The 18,059-nt window shown below is 63.6% G+C and carries 18 protein-coding genes; 8 read left to right on the forward strand and 10 right to left on the reverse strand.

The features are described 5' to 3' along the window. Positions 1 to 49: 49 nt before the first annotated feature. From ACZK3W_RS02485 to ACZK3W_RS02500, 4 genes are read left to right on the forward strand one after another with little or no spacing between them, the layout of a single operon-like run. A complete protein-coding gene (locus ACZK3W_RS02485; RefSeq protein ID WP_478445407.1) occupies positions 50 to 1,039 on the forward strand; it encodes a glycosyltransferase family 2 protein in 990 nt (329 codons plus the stop codon). Further along, a complete protein-coding gene (locus ACZK3W_RS02490) occupies positions 1,036 to 2,028 on the forward strand; it encodes a lysylphosphatidylglycerol synthase transmembrane domain-containing protein (RefSeq protein ID WP_478450400.1) in 993 nt (330 codons plus the stop codon). Before ACZK3W_RS02485 ends, ACZK3W_RS02490 begins: the two co-directional genes overlap by 4 nt. Then, entirely contained in the window at positions 2,025 to 3,329 is a 1,305-nt protein-coding gene (locus ACZK3W_RS02495) for an NAD(P)/FAD-dependent oxidoreductase (RefSeq protein ID WP_065722713.1), read from the forward strand. The genes ACZK3W_RS02490 and ACZK3W_RS02495 overlap by 4 nt, the downstream gene beginning before the upstream one ends. Before the next feature lie 3 nt (positions 3,330 to 3,332). Then, a complete protein-coding gene (locus ACZK3W_RS02500) occupies positions 3,333 to 4,976 on the forward strand; it encodes a hypothetical protein (protein ID WP_478450401.1) in 1,644 nt (547 codons plus the stop codon). Positions 4,977 to 5,029: 53 nt separating this feature from the next. Here ACZK3W_RS02500 and ACZK3W_RS02505 read toward each other — a convergent pair whose 3' ends face one another. Together ACZK3W_RS02505 and ACZK3W_RS02510 are read right to left on the reverse strand one after the other, a co-directional pair. Continuing rightward, positions 5,030 to 5,968, reverse strand: coding sequence for an electron transfer flavoprotein subunit alpha/FixB family protein (locus ACZK3W_RS02505; protein WP_132809124.1), 939 nt, complete (start codon positions 5,966 to 5,968; stop codon positions 5,030 to 5,032). After that, positions 5,968 to 6,714 carry an electron transfer flavoprotein subunit beta/FixA family protein gene (locus tag ACZK3W_RS02510; RefSeq protein WP_478445410.1) on the reverse strand — a complete coding sequence of 249 codons (747 nt, stop codon included), beginning with the start codon at positions 6,712 to 6,714 and terminating at the stop codon, positions 5,968 to 5,970. The genes ACZK3W_RS02505 and ACZK3W_RS02510 overlap by 1 nt, the downstream gene beginning before the upstream one ends. Positions 6,715 to 6,999: 285 nt before the next feature. On the opposite strand from ACZK3W_RS02510, the gene rfbB reads away from it, so the two are divergent. Genes rfbB through rfbD form a run of 4 tightly spaced genes read left to right on the forward strand, consistent with a single transcriptional unit; the run spans position 7,000 to position 10,413 of the window. Further along, entirely contained in the window at positions 7,000 to 8,055 is a 1,056-nt protein-coding gene (gene rfbB / locus ACZK3W_RS02515) for a dTDP-glucose 4,6-dehydratase (protein WP_478450402.1), read from the forward strand. A 14-nt stretch (positions 8,056 to 8,069) separates the two neighbouring features. Then, positions 8,070 to 8,957: a glucose-1-phosphate thymidylyltransferase RfbA gene (gene rfbA, locus ACZK3W_RS02520; protein ID WP_478445412.1), complete on the forward strand. Its 888-nt coding sequence runs from the start codon at positions 8,070 to 8,072 to the stop codon at positions 8,955 to 8,957. Continuing rightward, on the forward strand, positions 8,954 to 9,511 hold the full coding sequence (rfbC, locus tag ACZK3W_RS02525; RefSeq protein WP_065722719.1) for a dTDP-4-dehydrorhamnose 3,5-epimerase: 558 nt from the start codon (positions 8,954 to 8,956) through the stop codon (positions 9,509 to 9,511). Before rfbA ends, rfbC begins: the two co-directional genes overlap by 4 nt. Then, positions 9,508 to 10,413 carry a dTDP-4-dehydrorhamnose reductase gene (rfbD, locus tag ACZK3W_RS02530; protein WP_478450403.1) on the forward strand — a complete coding sequence of 302 codons (906 nt, stop codon included), beginning with the start codon at positions 9,508 to 9,510 and terminating at the stop codon, positions 10,411 to 10,413. Before rfbC ends, rfbD begins: the two co-directional genes overlap by 4 nt. Positions 10,414 to 10,416: 3 nt before the next feature. Here rfbD and ACZK3W_RS02535 read toward each other — a convergent pair whose 3' ends face one another. The 8 genes from ACZK3W_RS02535 to ACZK3W_RS02570 are packed head-to-tail and all read right to left on the reverse strand — an operon-like array spanning position 10,417 to position 18,025. Next, complete coding sequence (locus tag ACZK3W_RS02535) at positions 10,417 to 11,982, reverse strand: hypothetical protein (RefSeq protein ID WP_478445413.1); 1,566 nt, start codon at positions 11,980 to 11,982, stop codon at positions 10,417 to 10,419. Next, positions 11,982 to 12,320 carry a hypothetical protein gene (locus ACZK3W_RS02540; protein WP_153674979.1) on the reverse strand — a complete coding sequence of 113 codons (339 nt, stop codon included), beginning with the start codon at positions 12,318 to 12,320 and terminating at the stop codon, positions 11,982 to 11,984. Before ACZK3W_RS02540 ends, ACZK3W_RS02535 begins: the two co-directional genes overlap by 1 nt. Continuing rightward, complete coding sequence (locus ACZK3W_RS02545; protein WP_157804773.1) at positions 12,298 to 12,624, reverse strand: EamA family transporter; 327 nt, start codon at positions 12,622 to 12,624, stop codon at positions 12,298 to 12,300. The genes ACZK3W_RS02540 and ACZK3W_RS02545 overlap by 23 nt, the downstream gene beginning before the upstream one ends. Before the next feature lie 47 nt (positions 12,625 to 12,671). Further along, on the reverse strand, positions 12,672 to 13,391 hold the full coding sequence (locus tag ACZK3W_RS02550) for a class I SAM-dependent methyltransferase (RefSeq protein WP_197737729.1): 720 nt from the start codon (positions 13,389 to 13,391) through the stop codon (positions 12,672 to 12,674). Positions 13,392 to 13,408: 17 nt separating this feature from the next. Next, positions 13,409 to 14,344: a class I SAM-dependent methyltransferase gene (locus ACZK3W_RS02555; RefSeq protein ID WP_065722725.1), complete on the reverse strand. Its 936-nt coding sequence runs from the start codon at positions 14,342 to 14,344 to the stop codon at positions 13,409 to 13,411. Further along, positions 14,341 to 16,305 (reverse strand): NAD-dependent epimerase/dehydratase family protein, encoded by a 1,965-nt coding sequence (locus ACZK3W_RS02560; protein WP_478445414.1) that lies wholly within the window; start codon positions 16,303 to 16,305, stop codon positions 14,341 to 14,343. Before ACZK3W_RS02560 ends, ACZK3W_RS02555 begins: the two co-directional genes overlap by 4 nt. Further along, complete coding sequence (locus ACZK3W_RS02565; protein ID WP_065722727.1) at positions 16,302 to 17,195, reverse strand: transketolase family protein; 894 nt, start codon at positions 17,193 to 17,195, stop codon at positions 16,302 to 16,304. Before ACZK3W_RS02565 ends, ACZK3W_RS02560 begins: the two co-directional genes overlap by 4 nt. Then, positions 17,192 to 18,025 carry a 1-deoxy-D-xylulose-5-phosphate synthase N-terminal domain-containing protein gene (locus tag ACZK3W_RS02570; protein WP_478445415.1) on the reverse strand — a complete coding sequence of 278 codons (834 nt, stop codon included), beginning with the start codon at positions 18,023 to 18,025 and terminating at the stop codon, positions 17,192 to 17,194. The genes ACZK3W_RS02565 and ACZK3W_RS02570 overlap by 4 nt, the downstream gene beginning before the upstream one ends. Between the last annotated feature and the right edge of the window lie 34 nt (positions 18,026 to 18,059).

The raw sequence follows: 18,059 nt of genomic DNA on the forward strand, positions 1-18,059 counted from the left end.
AATGGGCTGTGCGCCGTTCATCCGAAGGATGTGGACCCAGGACCCTGCAATGAGCATTGACAATCCGGACGGCAGATTGTTGTCTATCGTCGTACCTTGCTACAACGAGGAAGAGGTGCTGGCCGAGACACTGCGCCGCCTCTCCGAGACCGCGGAAACCCTTGAGGCCCGTGGACTGAAGGTTGAATTGGTATTCGTTGACGATGGCAGCCGGGATCGTACCCGTCAACTGCTGAGGTACTATGCCGCCAGTGATCGTCGTGTCCGAATGCTGGGCTTCGCACGCAATTTTGGCCATCAGCTGGCGGTAACCGCCGGCATTGACGCAGCGCGCGGCGATGCCGTGGTCCTGATCGACGCCGACCTGCAGGATCCGCCGGAAGTGATCGCGGAAATGGTCGATCGCTGGGAAGAGGGGTTCGACGTGGTCTATGGAACCCGCACGGACCGTCCAGGTGAATCGCGGTTCAAGCTGGCCACTGCTCGCGCCTTCTACCGCGTGCTCAACCACCTGTCCGATGTGCCGATCCCGTTGGATACAGGGGACTTCCGCCTGATGAGCCGCAATGTTGTCGAGGTGCTGAAGTCGATGCCGGAGCAGGATCGCTTCGTTCGCGGCATGGTCAGCTGGGTGGGTTTCAACCAGATTGCCTTGCCCTATCGCCGTGACAAGCGTTTTGCGGGCGAAAGCAAGTATCCGTTGCGGAAGATGGTGCGCTTCGCGACCGACGGAATCCTGTCTTTTTCGGCCAAGCCACTGCAGATTTCGGTGACGCTGGGTGTGCTGAGTTCGTTGCTCGCGATGTTCGTCATTGTCTATTCGCTGGCCATGCGCCTGTTCACCCAGGTATGGGTGCCGGGCTGGACCGCACTGATGATCGCGGTGCTGTTCCTGGGGGGCGTGCAGCTGATCTGCGTCGGCATCCTGGGCGAGTACATCGGCCGCATCTACCGTGAGGTCAAGCGTCGCCCATTGTACATCGTGCAGGAAACGAGGGATGGCACCGCTGCCGTCAGTCGGACGGAGTCTGGTGAATGAGGGGGGCCCGAAAGGTCCTGCGACTGCTGGTCGGGGTGGGGGTGGCGGGCTTGTTCGGCTGGCTGGTGCTGCGCCAGGTCAGCGTCGAGCAGATGAAGAATGCCTTTGCCAACGTCGGCTGGGGCTGGCTGGGTCTGGCCCTGTTTTGCTTCCTGCTGGGCTACTCTGCACGCATCGAACGCTGGCGCCGGATGTTGGCGCGCGACAACGCCGACCTGCGTTGGCGCGACTGCGCGGGACCGTTCATGGGCAGTTTCGCCATGAACAATGTACTGCCGATGCGCGCTGGCGACATCCTCCGTGCCTTTGCATTCAATGACCGTCTGGGCGTTACCTCCGGCGTGGTGGTGGCGACCCTGTTCGTCGAGCGCCTGCTGGACCTGCTGATGGTCGTGCTGCTGCTCGGCATTGCCTTGTGGGTCAGTGGCGCCAGTGATTCGCTGGCCGGCGGCGTCGGGATCTGGACGCTGGCGGCGGCAGGGCTGGTAATTGCCCTGGTGCTGTTGTTCCCGGGCGCGTTCTCGCCGTTGCTGGCCTGGGGCGGTCGCCTGCTCTCGCGCATTTCGCCCCGCATCGGAGCCCGCGTGCAGGGTGAACTGTTGAAGGGGGTCGATACCCTTGGCCATCTTTCCGGCAAGGGCACCATGGCCGGCCTGATGCTGTGGTCGGTGTTGGCATGGACCGGCGAGGGGCTGGTGTTCTACCTGTGCGCCAAGGCGCTGGCCAGCCTCGCTGCTGCCGCGGCAGCCTGGCTGGCTTTGCCGCTGGGAACGCTGGCCACGCTGCTCCCCGGCACGCCAGGTTATGTGGGGACTTTCGATTACTTCGTGGTCAGGGCGATGAAGACGATGGGCAATGGTGTTGCCGAATCGACGGTCTATGCGCTGCTGGTCCATTTCATGTTGTGGCTGCCGCCGACAGTGATTGGCGGTCTGTTCCTGATGACCCGTTCGATGCGGGGCAAGCCGTCTTCCGAGGATAGGAAATGAAGAACAAGAGCGTTGCCATCATCGGTGGCGGATTCACCGGTCTTACCGCTGCTTATGAACTGGCACGCAATGGCGTGCAGGTGACGGTGCTGGAGGCCGAAGCCGATGTTGCCGGCCTGGCAGCAGCATTCGACGTTGGTGGGGAGAAGCTGGATTGCTTCTATCACCACTGGTTCACCAACGACCTGGAGGTCATGCAGCTCATCGACGAGCTGGGTCTCAATGACCGGGTTGAAGTGAATCCGACGAACACTGGCATGTACTACGCCAACAACTTCTTCCGCCTGTCCACTCCATGGGACCTGCTCAACTTCACACCGCTTTCGTTCGTCGATCGCATCCGCCTGGGCCTGCTCGCCCTGCGCGCGCGCAGGGTCAAGCACTGGATGGAGCTGGAAGGCCTGACTGCGGCCCAATGGTTGAAGAGCCTGGGCGGTGAGAAGGTCTATGAGGTGGTGTGGGAGCCGCTGCTGAAGGGCAAGTTCGGCCCTTACGCCGAGACGATTTCCGCCGTGTGGTTCTGGAACAAGCTGAAGTTGCGTGGCGGCAGCCGTGGCAAGGGCGGTGAAGAGCGTCTTGCCTATTTCCGCGGTGGCTTTGCCAGCCTGGCCGAGGCGTTGGCGGCCCGCATCGTGGCGCTGGGGGGCAAGGTGATCACCGGTACCCGGGTCGACAGCTTCGCCCCCAATGGCGACGGCTGGCAGTTGCAGACGAGTGCCGGCCCGATCGATGCCGACAAGGTGCTGGCCACCACCGCGCTGCCGCTGGTGGCCGACATGGTCTCCGGCTGGGCGTCGCCGGAGTATGTGCAGTCGTTGCAGCGCATCCAGTACATCGGCAATGTCTGCCTGGTGCTGGAGATGGACCGCAAGCTGTCTGATACCTATTGGTTGAACGTCAACGATCCCAGCTTCCCGTTCGTCGGCGTCATCGAGCACACCAACTTCGAGCGTGCCGAAACCTACGGCGGCAGCCATATCGTGTATCTGTCCAAGTATCTGCCGCATACGGATGCGCTCTATTCGATGGACCGCGATCAGTTCCTCGACTTCGCGTTGCCTTATCTGCAGAAGATGTTCCCGGCACTACGCCGCGAATGGATCACCAAGCACCACCTGTGGCGTGCACGCTGGTCGCAACCGGTTGTCGAGAAGTTCTACAGCCGCCTGATTCCCGAAGTGCGTGGGCCGGAACAGGGCTTCTACCTGTGCTCGATGGCGCAGATCTATCCGGAAGACCGTGGTACCAACTATGCGATCCGCGAAGGTCGCAAGGTGGCGCACGAAATCCTTGGGAGCTGAACCATGCCGGTTGTCGCCCGGATACTGCTGACCCTGTTGCTGGGGTACCTGTGCCTGGTGGCCGGCCGTGCCGTGCTGGCCTTCCAGTACAACACCTGGGGGGAGAGCTACTACGTCCTGGTGGACGACGCTGAAAAAAAGGTGTTCGATCAGCGTGCACGGCACATCCCGGTAGAAGCATTGGAGGGGCGTGGTCTGCGCTGGGAAGGCGACGTCCTGACCCGGGACGGACAGCCTCTGTCCAGTCATGCCGACAAGCAGGTGAAAGTATTTCATGCCGGTGGCGGTCCGCTGCACTCGGCGGCGGTTCGCTGGCTGGGCCTTGGGGTTGTCCTTGTCTTGACGATCCTGATGTGGCGCCGCCAGGTTGCAGGGCGCTGGCTGGGTCGGCTGCGCACCGCCTGTCCATGGTTGCGGCCGGTGGATCTGCTGGTTGCGGCAGGCCTGTTGCTGTTCTCCCTGCTCAAGGTAGGCATCATCGACATGGGCCCCTTCGGGCAGGTCGTCACCGGGCTGCAGTTCGGACTGAACTTCTACGTCCATGACGTGCTGGTCGGTACCAGTGGGGCGCTGACGATCTACCCGTACAACCCGGTGAGCCTGATCTGGATGCAGGCCCTCGCTGGCATTCAGGGCGACCTGCAGTCGATCGGGATGAATCTGCGTCCCTATGCACTGGTCAGCCTGTCGATCGTGGCTGCCTATATCTGGCTGTGCCTGGAATTGCAGTTGCTGTTCAAGGAGCGCTGGCGCGGCAATCCGCGCCTGCTGTTCTTCGTACTGCTGTTCAATCCCTTCGGCCTCTACTATTCGCTGGTCCTGGGCCAGGTCGATGTGATTGCGGTGGCCCTGCTGGTGGCGGGCGCGCGCCGGGTTCTCGCTCCGGGAACACTGGCCGCCGGACTGGGACTGGTGGTGCTGGGCCTGGTGTTCGCCAAGCCTCAGCACATGCTGGTCCTCCCTGCATTCGCCATCGCCCTGTTCGCTGCCCGTAGGCAGGCACTCAAGGGGCGCATCCTGCTGATCGCGGCCGCGGTGACAGTGGCCAGCCTGGCCATCTACTGGAGCTACGGTCGGGTGCCGGCCTATGCCCTGTCACTGGGGGTGAACCCGCAGTCGCAGCGGATCGGCTGGGCCACCTGGTTCCCGTTGTTTGGCGATGCAGTGGTGATCAACCGACCGTTGGCCTTCCTGACCATTGCGTTCCTGGTCCTGGCTTACCGGGTGAAGCACGTTGCCGATGGCATGGGGGCCTGGCAGGTTGTCGCGCTGGTGACCGCAGCATTAACTGCCTGGTTCCAGGCGGCCTATGCGCACACCTTCGGCATGGCCATGCTGATGTTCCCGGCTCTGATGCTGCTGGTGGCCGAAGCTGAGGACCGTTGGCGTGCCGCGGGTGTCTGGCTGGCGTCGATCCTCCTGTTGGTGGGTTGGGGAACCGGCGAAGTCGGGGACATGGCGGGCATCTTCGGCAAAGTGCTTTTCAGCCCGGAAAGGGTCCATCACATCGTGGCATTGGGTGTGAACTATCCGTCTCTGCTGGCGACGTTGGAGGCGGCAGCCTACATCGCATTTGGCGTGATGTTGATGCTGCGCCTGCTGGGTGGTGCGGAAACGGCAGACGCCGGTCGCTACATCGATCGTTGAGCACTGCATGAAAGAGGCCGGCCCTGTCGGGGCCGGCCTTCACTTTCAGCAGATCAGAGCGCTTTTTCCAGCTCTGGCAGGATCGCAAACAGATCCCCCACCAGGCCGATATCGGCAATCTCGAAGATCGGCGCGTCGCCGTCCTTGTTGATCGCCACGATCGTGCCGGCATCCTTGATGCCGGTCAGGTGCTGGATCGCACCACTGATGCCAACGGCCACGTACAGTTCCGGCGCGATGATCTTGCCGGTCTGGCCGACCTGCAGGTCGCTGGGCACGTAGCCGGCATCGACCGCCGCACGCGAGGCACCGACGGCAGCACCGAGCTTGTCGGCCAGCTGGAAGATGACCTTGAAGTTCTCTTCCGAACCGACGCCACGGCCTCCCGAAACCACGCGCTTGGCGCTCTGCAGGTCCGGACGGTCGCTGGCACCGGCGGCCAGGCCGACGAAGCGGGTATGGGTCGGCAGGGCAGCGTCGACGCTTGCTGCTTCAACGGCGGCATTGCCACCCTGGGCCGCTTCCGGCCACGACGCGGCACGCACGGTGGCGACCACGATCTGGTCGGCCGGGGCTTCCACGGTGATGATCGCGTTGCCAGCGTAGATCGGGCGCTTGAAGGTGTGGCTGCCTTCAACGCTCATCAGGTCGGAGACCTGGTTGACGCCGAGCAGGGCGGCCACGCACGGCATCAGGTCCTTGCCGAAGGTGGTCGACGGGCCGAATACGTGGGTGTAGCCCTTGGCCAGCTGTGCGATCTGCGGCGCCAGCACCTGGGCGATGGCCTGCGCGTTGGCCGCGTTGGCGACGGTCAGGACCTTGGCGACCCCAGCGATCTTCGCGGCTTCAGCGGCGACAGCGGCCGGATCGGCGGCCAGCACCAGCACGTCGATGCTGGCACCGCTGATGGCGGCGGCGGCACTGACGGTCTTAGCGGTGGCGGCGTTGAGCTTGCCGTCGTGGTGCTCGGCGATGACGAGAATCCTGCTCATTACAGCAACCCCTTCTGCTTGAGTGCGGCAACCAGTTCGGCCGCGTCCTTGACCATCACACCCCTGCTGCGCTTGGACGGCGCGGCGTACTGGGTGGTCTTGAAGGTGTCGGCGGCTTCAACGCCGAGGTCGGCCAGCTGCAGGGTCTCCAGCGGCTTGGCCTTGGCCTTCATGATGTCCGGCAGCTTGATGAAGCGCGGTTCGTTCAGGCGCAGATCGGTGGTGACCACGGCCGGCAGGTCCACTTCCAGCGTTTCCAGGCCGGCGTCGACTTCACGGGTCACCGTGGCCTTGCCGTCGGCAATGTCGAGCTTGCTGGCGAAGGTCGCCTGCGGGCGGCCCCAGAGCGTGGCCAGCATCTGGCCGGTCTGGTTGGCGTCGTCGTCGATGGCCTGCTTGCCGAGGATCACCAGGTCCGGCTGTTCCTTCTCGATCAGCTTGAGCAGGGTGCGCGAGGCGGTCAGCGGCTGGATGGCCTGGTCGGTGACGACGTGGATGGCACGGTTGGCGCCCATGGCCAGGCCGTTGCGCAGGTGCGCCTGGGCGTCGGCCGGGGCGATGGTGGCAACCACGACTTCGCTGGCGATGCCCTTGTCGCGCAGGCGCAGGGCTTCTTCCAAGGCGATTTCATCGAAGGGGTTGGGGGACAGCTTGACGCCGTCGGTGACCACGCCGGAACCGTCCGGCTTGACCTGAATGCGGACGTTGTAGTCCACCACGCGCTTGTACGCGACGAGGATTTTCATCTGCTGCTCGATCCTTGTAGTGCCGGCCGCTGGCCGGCTCACAGTTGCGGAGAACGCCCGGTCCTGCAACAGCAACCGGTTCGGGGGTGGGACCCCGATTCTAGCTGGCTTGGGGTGACCATGCGAATGCGTATGGTTTTGCTGCGGCGCGGCAAAATCCATCGCGCCGGGTCCTTTGTTCATGCTCGGCAGACAGTTGGCGGGGGCCCTCCATGTATTCTGTATGGCTGAATCGGACGGTTCTCATATCGCCGGACTTCGATAGATCGATCAGGAGAACAGGTAGTGCCCACATGGCTTGTCACCGGCGGCGCCGGATTCATTGGCGGTAACTTCGTTCTCGAGGCCGTCGCGCGCGGCGTCAAGGTCATCAACCTCGATGTGCTGACCTACGCCGGCAACCTGAAGACCCTGTCCAGCCTTGATGGCAACCCGAACCACCTGTTTGTCCAAGGCGACATCGGCGACCGCGAACTGGTCGCCCGACTGCTGGCCGAGCATCAGCCGGATGCCGTGGTGAACTTCGCCGCCGAAAGCCACGTTGACCGCTCCATCGATGGCCCCGGCGCCTTCATCCAGACCAATGTTGTGGGCACCCTGGGCCTGCTGGAAGCGGTCCGTGACTACTGGAAGGCGCTGCCGGCCGAACAGGGCGCGGCGTTCCGTTTCCTGCACGTGTCCACCGACGAGGTGTACGGCACGCTGGGTGAGACCGGCAAATTCAGTGAAACGACCCAGTACGCGCCCAATTCGCCGTACTCGGCGTCCAAGGCTGCGTCGGATCACCTGGTACGTGCGTTCCACCACACCTATGGGCTGCCGGTGCTGACCACCAACTGTTCGAACAATTACGGCCCCTACCACTTCCCCGAGAAGCTGATCCCGCTGGTGATCGCCAAGGCGCTGGCCGGCGAGCCGCTGCCGGTGTACGGCGACGGCAAGCAGGTGCGCGACTGGCTGTTCGTGTCCGATCACTGCGAAGCGATCCGTACCGTGCTGGCCAAGGGCCAGGTCGGCGAGACCTACAACGTCGGCGGCAACTCGGAAAAGCAGAACATCGAAGTGGTGCAGGCCATCTGCGCGCTGCTCGATGCGCGCCGCCCGCGTGAGGATGGCCAGCCGCGCAGCAGCCAGATCACCTACGTCACCGACCGCCCCGGCCATGACCGCCGTTACGCGATCGATGCGTCGAAGCTGAAGAACGACCTGGGCTGGGGACCGGCCTACACCTTCGAGCAGGGCATCGCCTTCACCGTCGACTGGTACCTGGACAACCAGGACTGGGTCAACGGCGTGCTCGACGGCAGCTACCGCCTGCAGCGCATCGGCACTGCGGCCTGAACCCAGGAGACACCATGACCCAGCGCAAGGGCATCATCCTCGCCGGTGGTTCCGGCACCCGCCTTTATCCGATCACCAAGGGCGTCAGCAAGCAGCTGTTGCCGGTGTACGACAAGCCGATGATCTATTACCCGCTCAGCGTGTTGATGCTGGCGGGCATCCGCGAAGTGTTGATCATCAATACCCCGCACGAACAGGCGCTGTTCCAGCAGTTGCTGGGCGACGGCTCGCAGTGGGGCATGGACATCCAGTACGCGGTGCAGCCCAGCCCCGATGGCCTGGCCCAGGCCTACCTGATCGGCCGCGACTTCGTGGCCGGCAAGCCGAGCTGCCTGGTGCTGGGCGACAACATCTTCCACGGCCACGGCCTGCGCGAAGTGCTCAAGCGCGCCGACGAGCGCGTGGATGGCTCGACCGTGTTCGGCTACTGGGTCAATGATCCAGAACGTTACGGCGTGGCCGAGTTCGACACCAGCGGCAAGATCATCGACCTGGTGGAGAAGCCGGAGAACCCGCGCTCGAACTATGCGGTGACCGGCCTGTATTTCTACGACGGCAACGCCAGCGATTACGCGGCGGAACTGAAGCCGTCGCCGCGCGGCGAGCTGGAGATCACGGATCTCAACAAGCGCTACCTGGAGGAAGGCAATCTTCACCTGGAAGCGCTGGGCCGTGGCTATGCCTGGCTCGACACCGGCACCCACCAGTCGCTGCTGGAAGCATCCAACTTCATTGAGACCATCCAGACCCGCCAGGGCCTGCAGGTCTGTTGCCCGGAAGAAATCGCGTTCGGAAAGGGCTGGATCAGCGCCGAGCAGCTGGAAGCACTGGCTGCACCGCTGATCAAGAATGGCTACGGCCAGTACCTGCATAAACTCGCGCTGCGTGGAGTCGTTCCGTGAAAGTGATTGAAACCAGGTTGCCCGGCTGCGTAGTGATCGAGCCGGCCGTGTTTGGTGATGCCCGTGGTTACTTCTTCGAAACCTGGAATGCCGAGCGCTTCGCCGCGCTGGGCCTGCCGCATCGCTTCGTACAGAGCAATGTTTCCACCTCGGCGCAGGGAGTGCTGCGCGGCCTGCATTATCAGTGGCCGCGCCCGCAGGGCAAGTTGGTGAGCGTGCTGGAAGGGGAGGTCTATGATGTCGCCGTAGATATCCGCCGTGGCTCGCCGACCTTCGGCCAGTGGGAAGCGGTAGTGCTGAGCGCCGAGAACAAGAAGCAGTTCTGGATTCCGGATGGCTTCGCGCACGGCTTTGCGGTGCTGTCCGAACGCGCGGTGTTCAGTTACCTGTGCACCGAGGTGTACCTCAAGGACTTCGATGCCGGCGTGCGCTGGAACGATGCGGACATCGCCGTGGACTGGCCGATCAGTGCACCGACGCTGTCGGCCAAGGATGAGAGTGCTCCCTTCCTGAAGGACATCGCTGAAGACCGCCTGCCGGTCTACGTGCCATGACCGTTCTGGTATTCGGCGGCAACGGCCAGGTCGGCCAGGAACTGCTGCGCGCGCTGGTGCCGCTGGGCAAGGTGGTCACGACCACCCGCAGCGGCATCCTGCCCGATGGCAGTGTCTGCCAAACCGCCGATTTCGACCAGCCGGACAGCCTGCCGGCCTTGCTCGACCGGCTTCAGCCATCGGTCGTCGTCAATGCGGCGGCTTACACCGCCGTCGACCGTGCCGAACGGGAAGTCGACGCGGCCTTTGCGGTCAACGCACAGGCACCGGGCGTGATCGCGCGTTGGTGTGCGGCGCATGATGTGCCGTTCGTGCATTACTCCACCGACTATGTGTTCGATGGCCAGGGCACGGCACCGTACCGTGAGGACGAGCCGACCGCACCGCTGGGTGTCTATGGCATCAGCAAGCGTGATGGCGAGGACGCCGTACGGGCTGCGGGAGGACGCCATCTGATCTTCCGCACGGCATGGGTGTATGCCTCGCATGGCGCGAACTTCCTGCGCACCATGCTGCGTGTGGGCGCCGAGCGCGATCGGCTGCGCGTGGTGGCTGATCAGATCGGTACACCGACCTCTGCAGCGCTGATCGCCGATGTTACGGTGTTGGCACTGCAACGATCACCATCATTGTCGGGCACCTGGCACCTGACGGCGAACGGCCAGACCAGCTGGCATGGATTCGCCGAAGCGATCTTTGCCGAAGCACTCGCGCTGGGCCTGCTGGAGCGGGTGCCGGACGTCGAGGCGATCCCCGCTGCTGATTACCCCACGCCTGCGCAACGCCCGTCATGGTCGGTGCTGGACAACCGTGGCCTGCAGCAGGCGCTGGAGATCCAGTTGCCCGACTGGCGTCATGGCTTGCACGCGGTGATGCGGCAACTATTGCGGCAGCAGCACTGACTCTCACTGCGCGCAGTGATGACCACCGGGTTTGATCCGCCGGTACAACGTGCCGCCAAAGATGCCGTAGTGCTTGGCCGGGTCGGCTGGAAGGACGCCGATCTGCTCGTACAGCGAAGACATTGCGATCGCCTGCTCCAGCTCGTGCGCGCCTGGCCAGTCGGTGCGCGTGGTGGTCAACACCAGGTCGGGAGAGCAGGTCGCAAGCTCTTTCGCGAGCCGTGCTGGATCAAGGTCGAGCTGGATGATACGCGCACTGAGGTTGTTCAGTTCACCGGAGGGTGGCAGGCGCCCGGACAGCGGATACACGCTGAACATGAAGCCGCTGATGCTGGCGGACGCACCGGGCGGTGCGGCATCACGCAGCATGCGTGCAGCCAGTAGATAGTTGGATCGCTCGATCTGGTCGGCAGGCCAACCGTGCTGGACCAACTGTTGGACTTCGGCCAATGCCTGGGGGCTTTCCTTCGCCTGCGTGAGCACGGGAGGCACCAATAGCAGTGCTTCGCCAATGGCGAGCACGCCGATGGCAAGGCTGGTGCGCTTCGCACCGGCCGGGAGCAAGGTGCGCCAGGCTAGCGCGCAGAGCATGGCCATGGCCGGCAGCATCACGGCGAAGTGATAGGGGAAGCCGGCCTTGGTGGCAGGTTCCACCAGCGGCAGCAGGGCGCATGCGAACCAGAACAATGAACGTCGCAGCAGCCAGTGATCCCGACGGGCGACCATCATGGCCAGCAGTACGACCGTGGCCACGATCGAAAGCGCGCACGCGATCGGCGCAGCAGCTACACTGCGGCGGGCCGCCAGCAGGAACAGTTCCATCGTTTGTGGTTGGGCCGAGTAGACTGCGCCGGAGCCCCGATAAGCGTCCAGCAGGCTCGTCAGATCTCCACGCAGTGCGATATCAAGCGCCAGCAAGGGGAGCGCCAATGCTGCGCCGCCGGCACACATGGCCAATGCCTGGCGGCGGCCGTGACTGATCCAGGCTGCAGCGACTGCGAGCACGGCGAACGGCGCCAGTGTCTCGCGCAGCAGTACGCCGAACGCGATCAGTACTCCCATCAGGAGCCATCGATGGAAGGATGCGGAGTCCGCGCGCTGCCACAGCAGTACGGCTGCGAACAGAGGTATGAAGGCCGCCTGATAGCTGTTCTTGAATCCATACTGGATGAACTCGGTATGGTTCATGCCAAGAAGGAACGGCGCGCCCAGCAGCAATGGCCCCCACCACCGGCTTCCGGACTCGCGGGCGATCATGGCCAGTAGCAACAGGCCAGCCACGCTGGCGACGATCAGGTCGGCCAAGCGGAGCATGGGCAGTGATTCTGCCTGTAGCCCGTTGATCCACGACAGCAGGATGGGATAGAGCATCAGTGGCCCATCCCCGGGTAGTTGCCCTGAGCCCTCCAGCAACAGGTACGCCTTCATCGCGAAATAGGCCATGTAGCCTTCGTCGGTGGCAGGCGGCGAACGCAATAGCAGCAGGCGCGGCAGGGCAATGGTCAGAACCACGATGACCAGCCAGGGCAGCCAGGCGTGGACGCGTGAGGAGGGGCGCACATGTGCCATCAGTGGAGGCTCGCGAGAACTACACCAGCGCAGACCAGGCCCGCGCCCAACCAGAAGCGCAGGGTCAAACGTTCCTTGAAGAGGGCGGCACACAGTACGGGAACCGTGAGGTAGGCCAGTGCGGCGAACACCACCAGCATCGATAGCGGCAGCGTGCGCAGCAGCACGATCACCAGTAGGACCGAAATCAACTGCAATCCGATCGCAAGCATCAGAAGCAGCCACTTGCCTGCCTGCTTGTGGGTGCGTGCAGCGGCCTTCATCGCCAGCTGTGACAGAGTGCTGGCACATACCGAGGCAAGTCCGAGGGAAAGCTCAGCGGGCGTCATGTTGGCCATTGGCCCCGTTGATGATGAACAGGCCGATCACGATCAGTGCGACGCCGACCATGAAGCCTGGCGGCAGAATCTCACCAAACAGACCCGCGGCGGCGAGGGGCGTGAGCAGGTAGATCAATGCCGTCCATGGATAGGCGGCGGAGAGAGGCATCGCCCGAAGCGTGATGAACCAGCAGACAAACCCCAACGCAGAAGCAGCCAGTCCAGCATGCAACCAGGGATTGAGCAGCGTCTGCGGGCCGATTCCGCTTTCGCCGGAGGAGCGCAGGCCTGCGTACTTGAATGCGACCTGGGCGGCAGTCATGAACAGGATCATGGCCGCGAGGGCGGAATGATTTCGTGCCACATGGCTCATCGCTGCGCCAGCATGACGTTCTGGCCACAGGCGATGTCACGGGCGAGAGGCAGCTGCTCGACCAATGGCTCCAGTAACCGCAGGCCACGCGCGGCTGCGTCGGGGCAGAAGAAGGGCACGAGATTGATGGTGGAGGTGCTGATCTTGCTGAAGCCGGCGGCGCGCAGCCAGTTGCGGATTGCCCAGGGCGTGAACGAGCGCTCTTCGTGTTCGATGTGATAGCGGGAAAAGCGCTCCAGTAGTTTCAGCACCGGATTGAGGCCATTCGGCTCCACCACCACGATGCTACCCTTGAAGCCAGCCAAGCCGGCGATGGCACCGGCTGGGTCCGGCAGGTGGTGCAGGACGCCCCGTAGCACGATGCAGTCGAAGCTTCCTTCTTCCAGGACGGCGCTGATGTCATAGATGTTGCCGACGGCAAATTCCACCTGGGAGGCAAGGCCATGCGCGGCTGCGCGCGCCTGCGCGGCCTCGATCGCAACGGCGGCAGGATCGACCCCTAGTGCGTGGGCTGCTCCCATGCCCGGAAACTCGAGCGTATAGGAACCATCGCCGCACCCCAGATCCAGTACGCGCTTGCCCTGGAACGGGAAGGCGGCAGCAACCGCGTTGCTGATGCGTGCATTGGCCAGATTGGAGGACAGACGATCGGTGGTATAGCGATAGGAACCGGTCGCGCGGACGTCGTCATCGAACTGTGCGACGTTCTTCTTCACCAGCGGGCGTTGGGATTTCATGCAGGGGTACTCACAGGTTTGGTGCCAACAGCCATGATGTTGCCGACTCTGAGCGGGATCATCATCCCGGCCAGGCCGACGCGTTCAAGGCCCGTGAGCAGCAGTGACTTCAAGACGCTGGGCAGTGGCGTCAGGCGGACCCAATAGCGCAGCGGATAGGCGTTGCGGATCGAATCAACGCGCACGTGCTGGAATCCGTTGGATTCAAGCAGCGCAGCAACGGCGCGATCGCTGAACAACTGCAGGTGCTCGACATCGATGATGGGCGAGCGAAGCCCCAATAGACGGTTCAGCGGGGCCCGCCAATTGTGCACGACCACCGCCAGCTTACCGCCAGGTTGCAGCAGGGTATGTGCCGAACGGACCAGGTCACCAGGCTCTGCGACATGCTCGAGGGTCATGAACGAGCACACCAGCGAGATAGACTGATCGGCAAGAAGATCGGGGTCGAACATGGCTTCGACCAGCATGGGCCTGACATCCGCCGGTGCGGCGTCGATCGCCGCACGCGACGGCTCGACGCCGATGACGGGAGCGAAGCCGGATTGCCGGAGGTAGGGCAGTAGTGGTCCGCTGCCGGCACCCACGTCAACTGCGCCGCGCCGGTGCGCAAGCTGTTGCAGATGCGGCGCCAGGGCATGCGCGTAACTGGCGGCTGCAGCCGCAGCTTCCGGAGTGGAATCGTAGGCGGCATCCGCATAGGCCTGCGACAGAAAGTCATGGCTGGGCGGGCGCGGAGCGAACACTAGGTCGCAGCCCAGGCAGCGCACCAGCCACAGACACATGAACTCCGGATCCTTGCGCGATGCGTAGGTGAAGTCGTTGACCCGTGATGGATCGAGCTTCTCGTCGGCGAATGCAACTGCGTCGCGGGCGCCACAGCCGGGGCACGGACGGTCCCGCGCCTGATCGAATTCAATAGGTGTGCTCATGATTCATTTCCGGGGGCAAGCACTCTGATTTCGCCATGGATGATCAGGTTACGGCGGATGAAGGCAGGGCGCGCCTTGGTTTCCTCGAAGATCTTGCCGATGTACTCGCCGAGCAAACCGATGCCGAGGATGCTGGCCGAGCCGAAGAACATCACCAGCAATGCGACGAATGTAACGCCGCGTGGTGCCAGTTCCGGGTGTAGCACGCGCACGGCAACACTGAACGCGGCAAGCAGCACCGTAAGGGCACAGGCGATGCCGCCGAACGCAGTCAGGAGGTGCAGCGGAATGCGCGAGAACGAGAATATGCCCTTCTTGGCCCAGCCGATGTTGCGGATCCAGTTGTTGGTGCTGGTGCCGAACATCCGGTCGGGGCGTACGTAGTCCACGCCGACCTGGCGGAATCCGACGAAGGCGCGCAGGCCACGCAGGAACGCGTCGCGTTCTTTGCACTGCAGCATCCAATACACCACAGAGCGGTCCAGTAGCGAGAAATCGCCGGCATCCTTCGGAATGGGGACCTCGCTCATCGCCGCGAACAGGCGGTAGAAAGCGCGGTAACAGGCCTCGAGCATCACCGGCATGTCGCGCTTCACGCGCCTGCCATAGACCACTTCAGCGCCCGCACGCCATTCACGGACAAAGTCCTCGATCAGCTCGGGCGGGTCCTGCAGGTCGCCATCCAGCAGTACACACGACGCCTTGCTGGCGTACTCCATGCCGCTGCGGAATGCCGCCTGCGAACCGAAGTTGCGCGAATGGGTGATGCCGATGACATGAGGGTCTTCGGCACTGATGCGCCGGATGACGTCGGCCGAGTCGTCCGGCGAGCAGTCATTGACGAAGATGATCTCGTAGTCGACGCCCAGGCGCTGGAATACGTCGGTCAGTCGCTGGTGCATCACTGGAATGGCCTGGGCATCCCGGTAGCACGCGATCACCGCCGATACGGAATTGCGTTCGGCCTGGCGCGGGGCTTTCTTGGTCAATTCGCCAAAGGTGCTGTGGCCCAGTTGCTCACGCCACCAGTCGACGCTGCGGCGCAGCCCATTCTCGAGGGTGATCCGAGCCTGCCAGCCGAGTAGGCGGGCTGCTTTTGCCGGGTTGGCGTACCAGTCGCTGAGGTCCCAGGCGCGTCCGGCCGAGGTGCTGAACTCTGGTGTGGCGGCCAGATCGAACTGGGAGACTGCCTGGGCTGCCAACGCGTCCAGCCGGGTCGAGTGCCCTGTGCCGATGTTGAAGGACTCGCCGGCGATCGCCGGTGACATCCGGGCGGCTGCCATCACGAAGGCGGCGACAACGTCGTCGACATGGATGAAGTCGCGCGATACGTCGGGGCGTGCAAACATCGGTAGCTCGCCGCGTGCGATGTGTGCGCAGAGATTGGGAATCAGGCGTGAGCTGTCCTCGTATGGGCCATAGACCGAGTACAGGCGCAGGTTGACGATTGGCTGATGCAGGACCTTGCCGTAGTAGCTGACGGCCTGGCTGCAGGCCGCCTTGCTCACCGCATAGTGGCTGTTGGGCAGCAGGGGCGCATCCTCGGCCGGGCCAGATGCATTGAGCCCATACTCCGAGGATGAGCCGGCTCGGATATAGGCCACCAGCGGTAGTAACTTGGCTTGTTCCAGCAGATTGATGAAACTGCTGTAGTTGGTGGCGTGGATGCGCTGCGCGTCATCTTCGAAGGCGTAGGCGCCGAACGAGGAGCAGTCGAATATGGTTCGTGGTGCGACCTTGCGAAGCAACGTCGCGACCGATGCGGGATCGTTGAGGTTGAGGTATGCCAGGTTGGCGGCATGTATGCCCTGCAGGCGCCATGAGTCTCCGGAGAACACAGTGCCCACCACATCGCTGCGCTGTGCGAGGCAGTTGCGCAGCAGGTTGGCACCGATGAATCCACTGGCTCCGATCACCAGGATCGGCCCCTCCAGGGCGGCGATCATCCGCTCCAGGCTCATGCGGTCTGCTCCTTCACCATCGCATGCAGCGATTCGGCATCAAGGCCGCACTCGCGGCGATGGAACTGCTGCGAGCCGAAACGGCCTGACGGATAGCGCAGGGCGTGGCGGTGGATGAACGGGCCGACAGCATGGCCGGCAGTCAGCACGGCAGCGGCCAGCGACATGCCGAGACCTCCTTCGCGCACATGCTCTTCGACCACGTACAGTGGGCCGCCACGCAGCTGGTCGACCACGGTCTTCGGCAGCTGCCGTACATCCGGTTCAGTCACTGCCCACACCGCGGGCCGGTCAGCCACCGACAACTCTGCCAGCGCCGACCAGGCAACCCCCGCCATCGGCCCGAGCGCAGCCAGCACCCCGCGTTCTCCATGCAACAGCTGGCGCCATGCAGCATAGGGCGGTGCCTGGTGCCCCGCAGGGCGGGCATCATAGCCCAGCCGCAAATAGGTGGGGCGGCGCAGGTCCTGCAGCAGTGCGGGCAGATCCTCGTCGAACGCAGGAACTTTGACGTCCATGCCCAGCGCCATCATTGCTGCGCAGTCCTCCAGGGCATGATGGGTCGGACCCATGTGGCCGTAGGCGAACCCACCGCCATTGCCTACGAGGCAGACGGGCAGGCCAGGCAGGCAGACATCATTGCGGATCTGCTCGAACGGCCGTGCGTAGCAGAAGGGGGCGATGCTGTAGGCGAAAACGATGTTGCCTTCGCGGGCAAGGCCGGCTGCAACCCCGATCATGTTCTGCTCGGCGACGCCGGCATTGATGAAACGGCTGCCGAACACGTCCTTGACTTCTTCCAATGCCATGAATCCAAGATCACCGGTGAGGAAGAAATGCTGTGGGGTTGCGCAGTGGGCAATGACTGCGGTGGCGAAGGCCTTTCTCATCGTACTGCGTCGCTCCCGAACGTAATCGCCTGCTCATACTCGGCTTCCGCCAATGGCAGGTAGTGGGATTCCAGCAGGCCTGCATAGTGGGTGCCAAGGCCCTTCACTGTATCCAGCACCAGTACTGTGGGCGCACCGGTGGCCGGTTGGTGGAGGATCTGCGCCAGGGTGTCGGGATCATGGCCGTTCGCGCGCTGCACCTGGGCACCGAAAGCCTGCAGGCGGGGACCCAGATCTGGGCAGGAAACGACATCCTGGGTACTGCCGAACCCTTGCAGACCGTTCTGGTCGATCAGCAGGGTCAGGTTGTCCAGGCGATGGTGAACGGCGAACGACAGTGCCTCCCAGCAGCTGCCTTCCTGCCATTCTCCGTCCGAGCATAGGCAGTACACCCGCCGATTCGAGCCCTGGTGACGTGCAGCCAGGGCCAGGCCGGCCGCCAGCGAGGGGCCGTGGCCAAGCGATCCTGTGGAGAACATCAGGCCGGGAATGCCACTGCCGCTGGGGTGGCCGGGCAATAGGCTGTCGTCCTGGCTGAAGGTTTCCAGATCCGCGTCGCTCAGGCGCCCCAAGCTCCAGAGTGTGACGTACAGCGCGCCTGCGGAATGGCCTTTGGAAAGAACGAAGCGGTCATCCTCCTGCATCACGTCGTGATGCAGGGCGATCAGTGCATCCAGGCAGGAAAGGTTGCCACCCACATGGCCAGACCGGGTCTGGAAGTGCATCTTCAGCAGGCGCGCGCGGGCCTGGGCTGCTAGAGCGGGTAGCCTGTTCACTGTAGTCCCACATTGCTTCAGTCGGGCAAGTATAGGCGCGAGCAGGCGTGACATGACTCAGCTGCCCGTTCGTCGGACCGGACCAGGC

It is taken from the genome of Stenotrophomonas sp. 80084_Sma (genome assembly GCF_056481995.1).

Excerpts from the sequence above, each read along its gene's own strand:
- ACZK3W_RS02485 (WP_478445407.1), top strand. The coding sequence starts at position 50 with ATGAGCATTGACAATCCGGACGGCAGATTGTTGTCTATCGTCGTACCT.
- ACZK3W_RS02490 (WP_478450400.1), top strand. The coding sequence starts at position 1,036 with ATGAGGGGGGCCCGAAAGGTCCTGCGACTGCTGGTCGGGGTGGGGGTG.
- rfbA (WP_478445412.1), top strand. The coding sequence starts at position 8,070 with ATGACCCAGCGCAAGGGCATCATCCTCGCCGGTGGTTCCGGCACCCGC.
- ACZK3W_RS02545 (WP_157804773.1), bottom strand. The coding sequence starts at position 12,624 with ATGACTGCCGCCCAGGTCGCATTCAAGTACGCAGGCCTGCGCTCCTCC.
- rfbD (WP_478450403.1), top strand. The coding sequence starts at position 9,508 with ATGACCGTTCTGGTATTCGGCGGCAACGGCCAGGTCGGCCAGGAACTG.
- ACZK3W_RS02565 (WP_065722727.1), bottom strand. The coding sequence starts at position 17,195 with ATGAGAAAGGCCTTCGCCACCGCAGTCATTGCCCACTGCGCAACCCCA.
- ACZK3W_RS02540 (WP_153674979.1), bottom strand. The coding sequence starts at position 12,320 with ATGGCCAACATGACGCCCGCTGAGCTTTCCCTCGGACTTGCCTCGGTA.
- ACZK3W_RS02535 (WP_478445413.1), bottom strand. The coding sequence starts at position 11,982 with ATGGCACATGTGCGCCCCTCCTCACGCGTCCACGCCTGGCTGCCCTGG.
- ACZK3W_RS02500 (WP_478450401.1), top strand. The coding sequence starts at position 3,333 with ATGCCGGTTGTCGCCCGGATACTGCTGACCCTGTTGCTGGGGTACCTG.
- ACZK3W_RS02495 (WP_065722713.1), top strand. The coding sequence starts at position 2,025 with ATGAAGAACAAGAGCGTTGCCATCATCGGTGGCGGATTCACCGGTCTT.
- ACZK3W_RS02555 (WP_065722725.1), bottom strand. The coding sequence starts at position 14,344 with ATGAGCACACCTATTGAATTCGATCAGGCGCGGGACCGTCCGTGCCCC.
- ACZK3W_RS02510 (WP_478445410.1), bottom strand. The coding sequence starts at position 6,714 with ATGAAAATCCTCGTCGCGTACAAGCGCGTGGTGGACTACAACGTCCGC.
- ACZK3W_RS02505 (WP_132809124.1), bottom strand. The coding sequence starts at position 5,968 with ATGAGCAGGATTCTCGTCATCGCCGAGCACCACGACGGCAAGCTCAAC.
- ACZK3W_RS02570 (WP_478445415.1), bottom strand. The coding sequence starts at position 18,025 with ATGTCACGCCTGCTCGCGCCTATACTTGCCCGACTGAAGCAATGTGGG.
- ACZK3W_RS02560 (WP_478445414.1), bottom strand. The coding sequence starts at position 16,305 with ATGAGCCTGGAGCGGATGATCGCCGCCCTGGAGGGGCCGATCCTGGTG.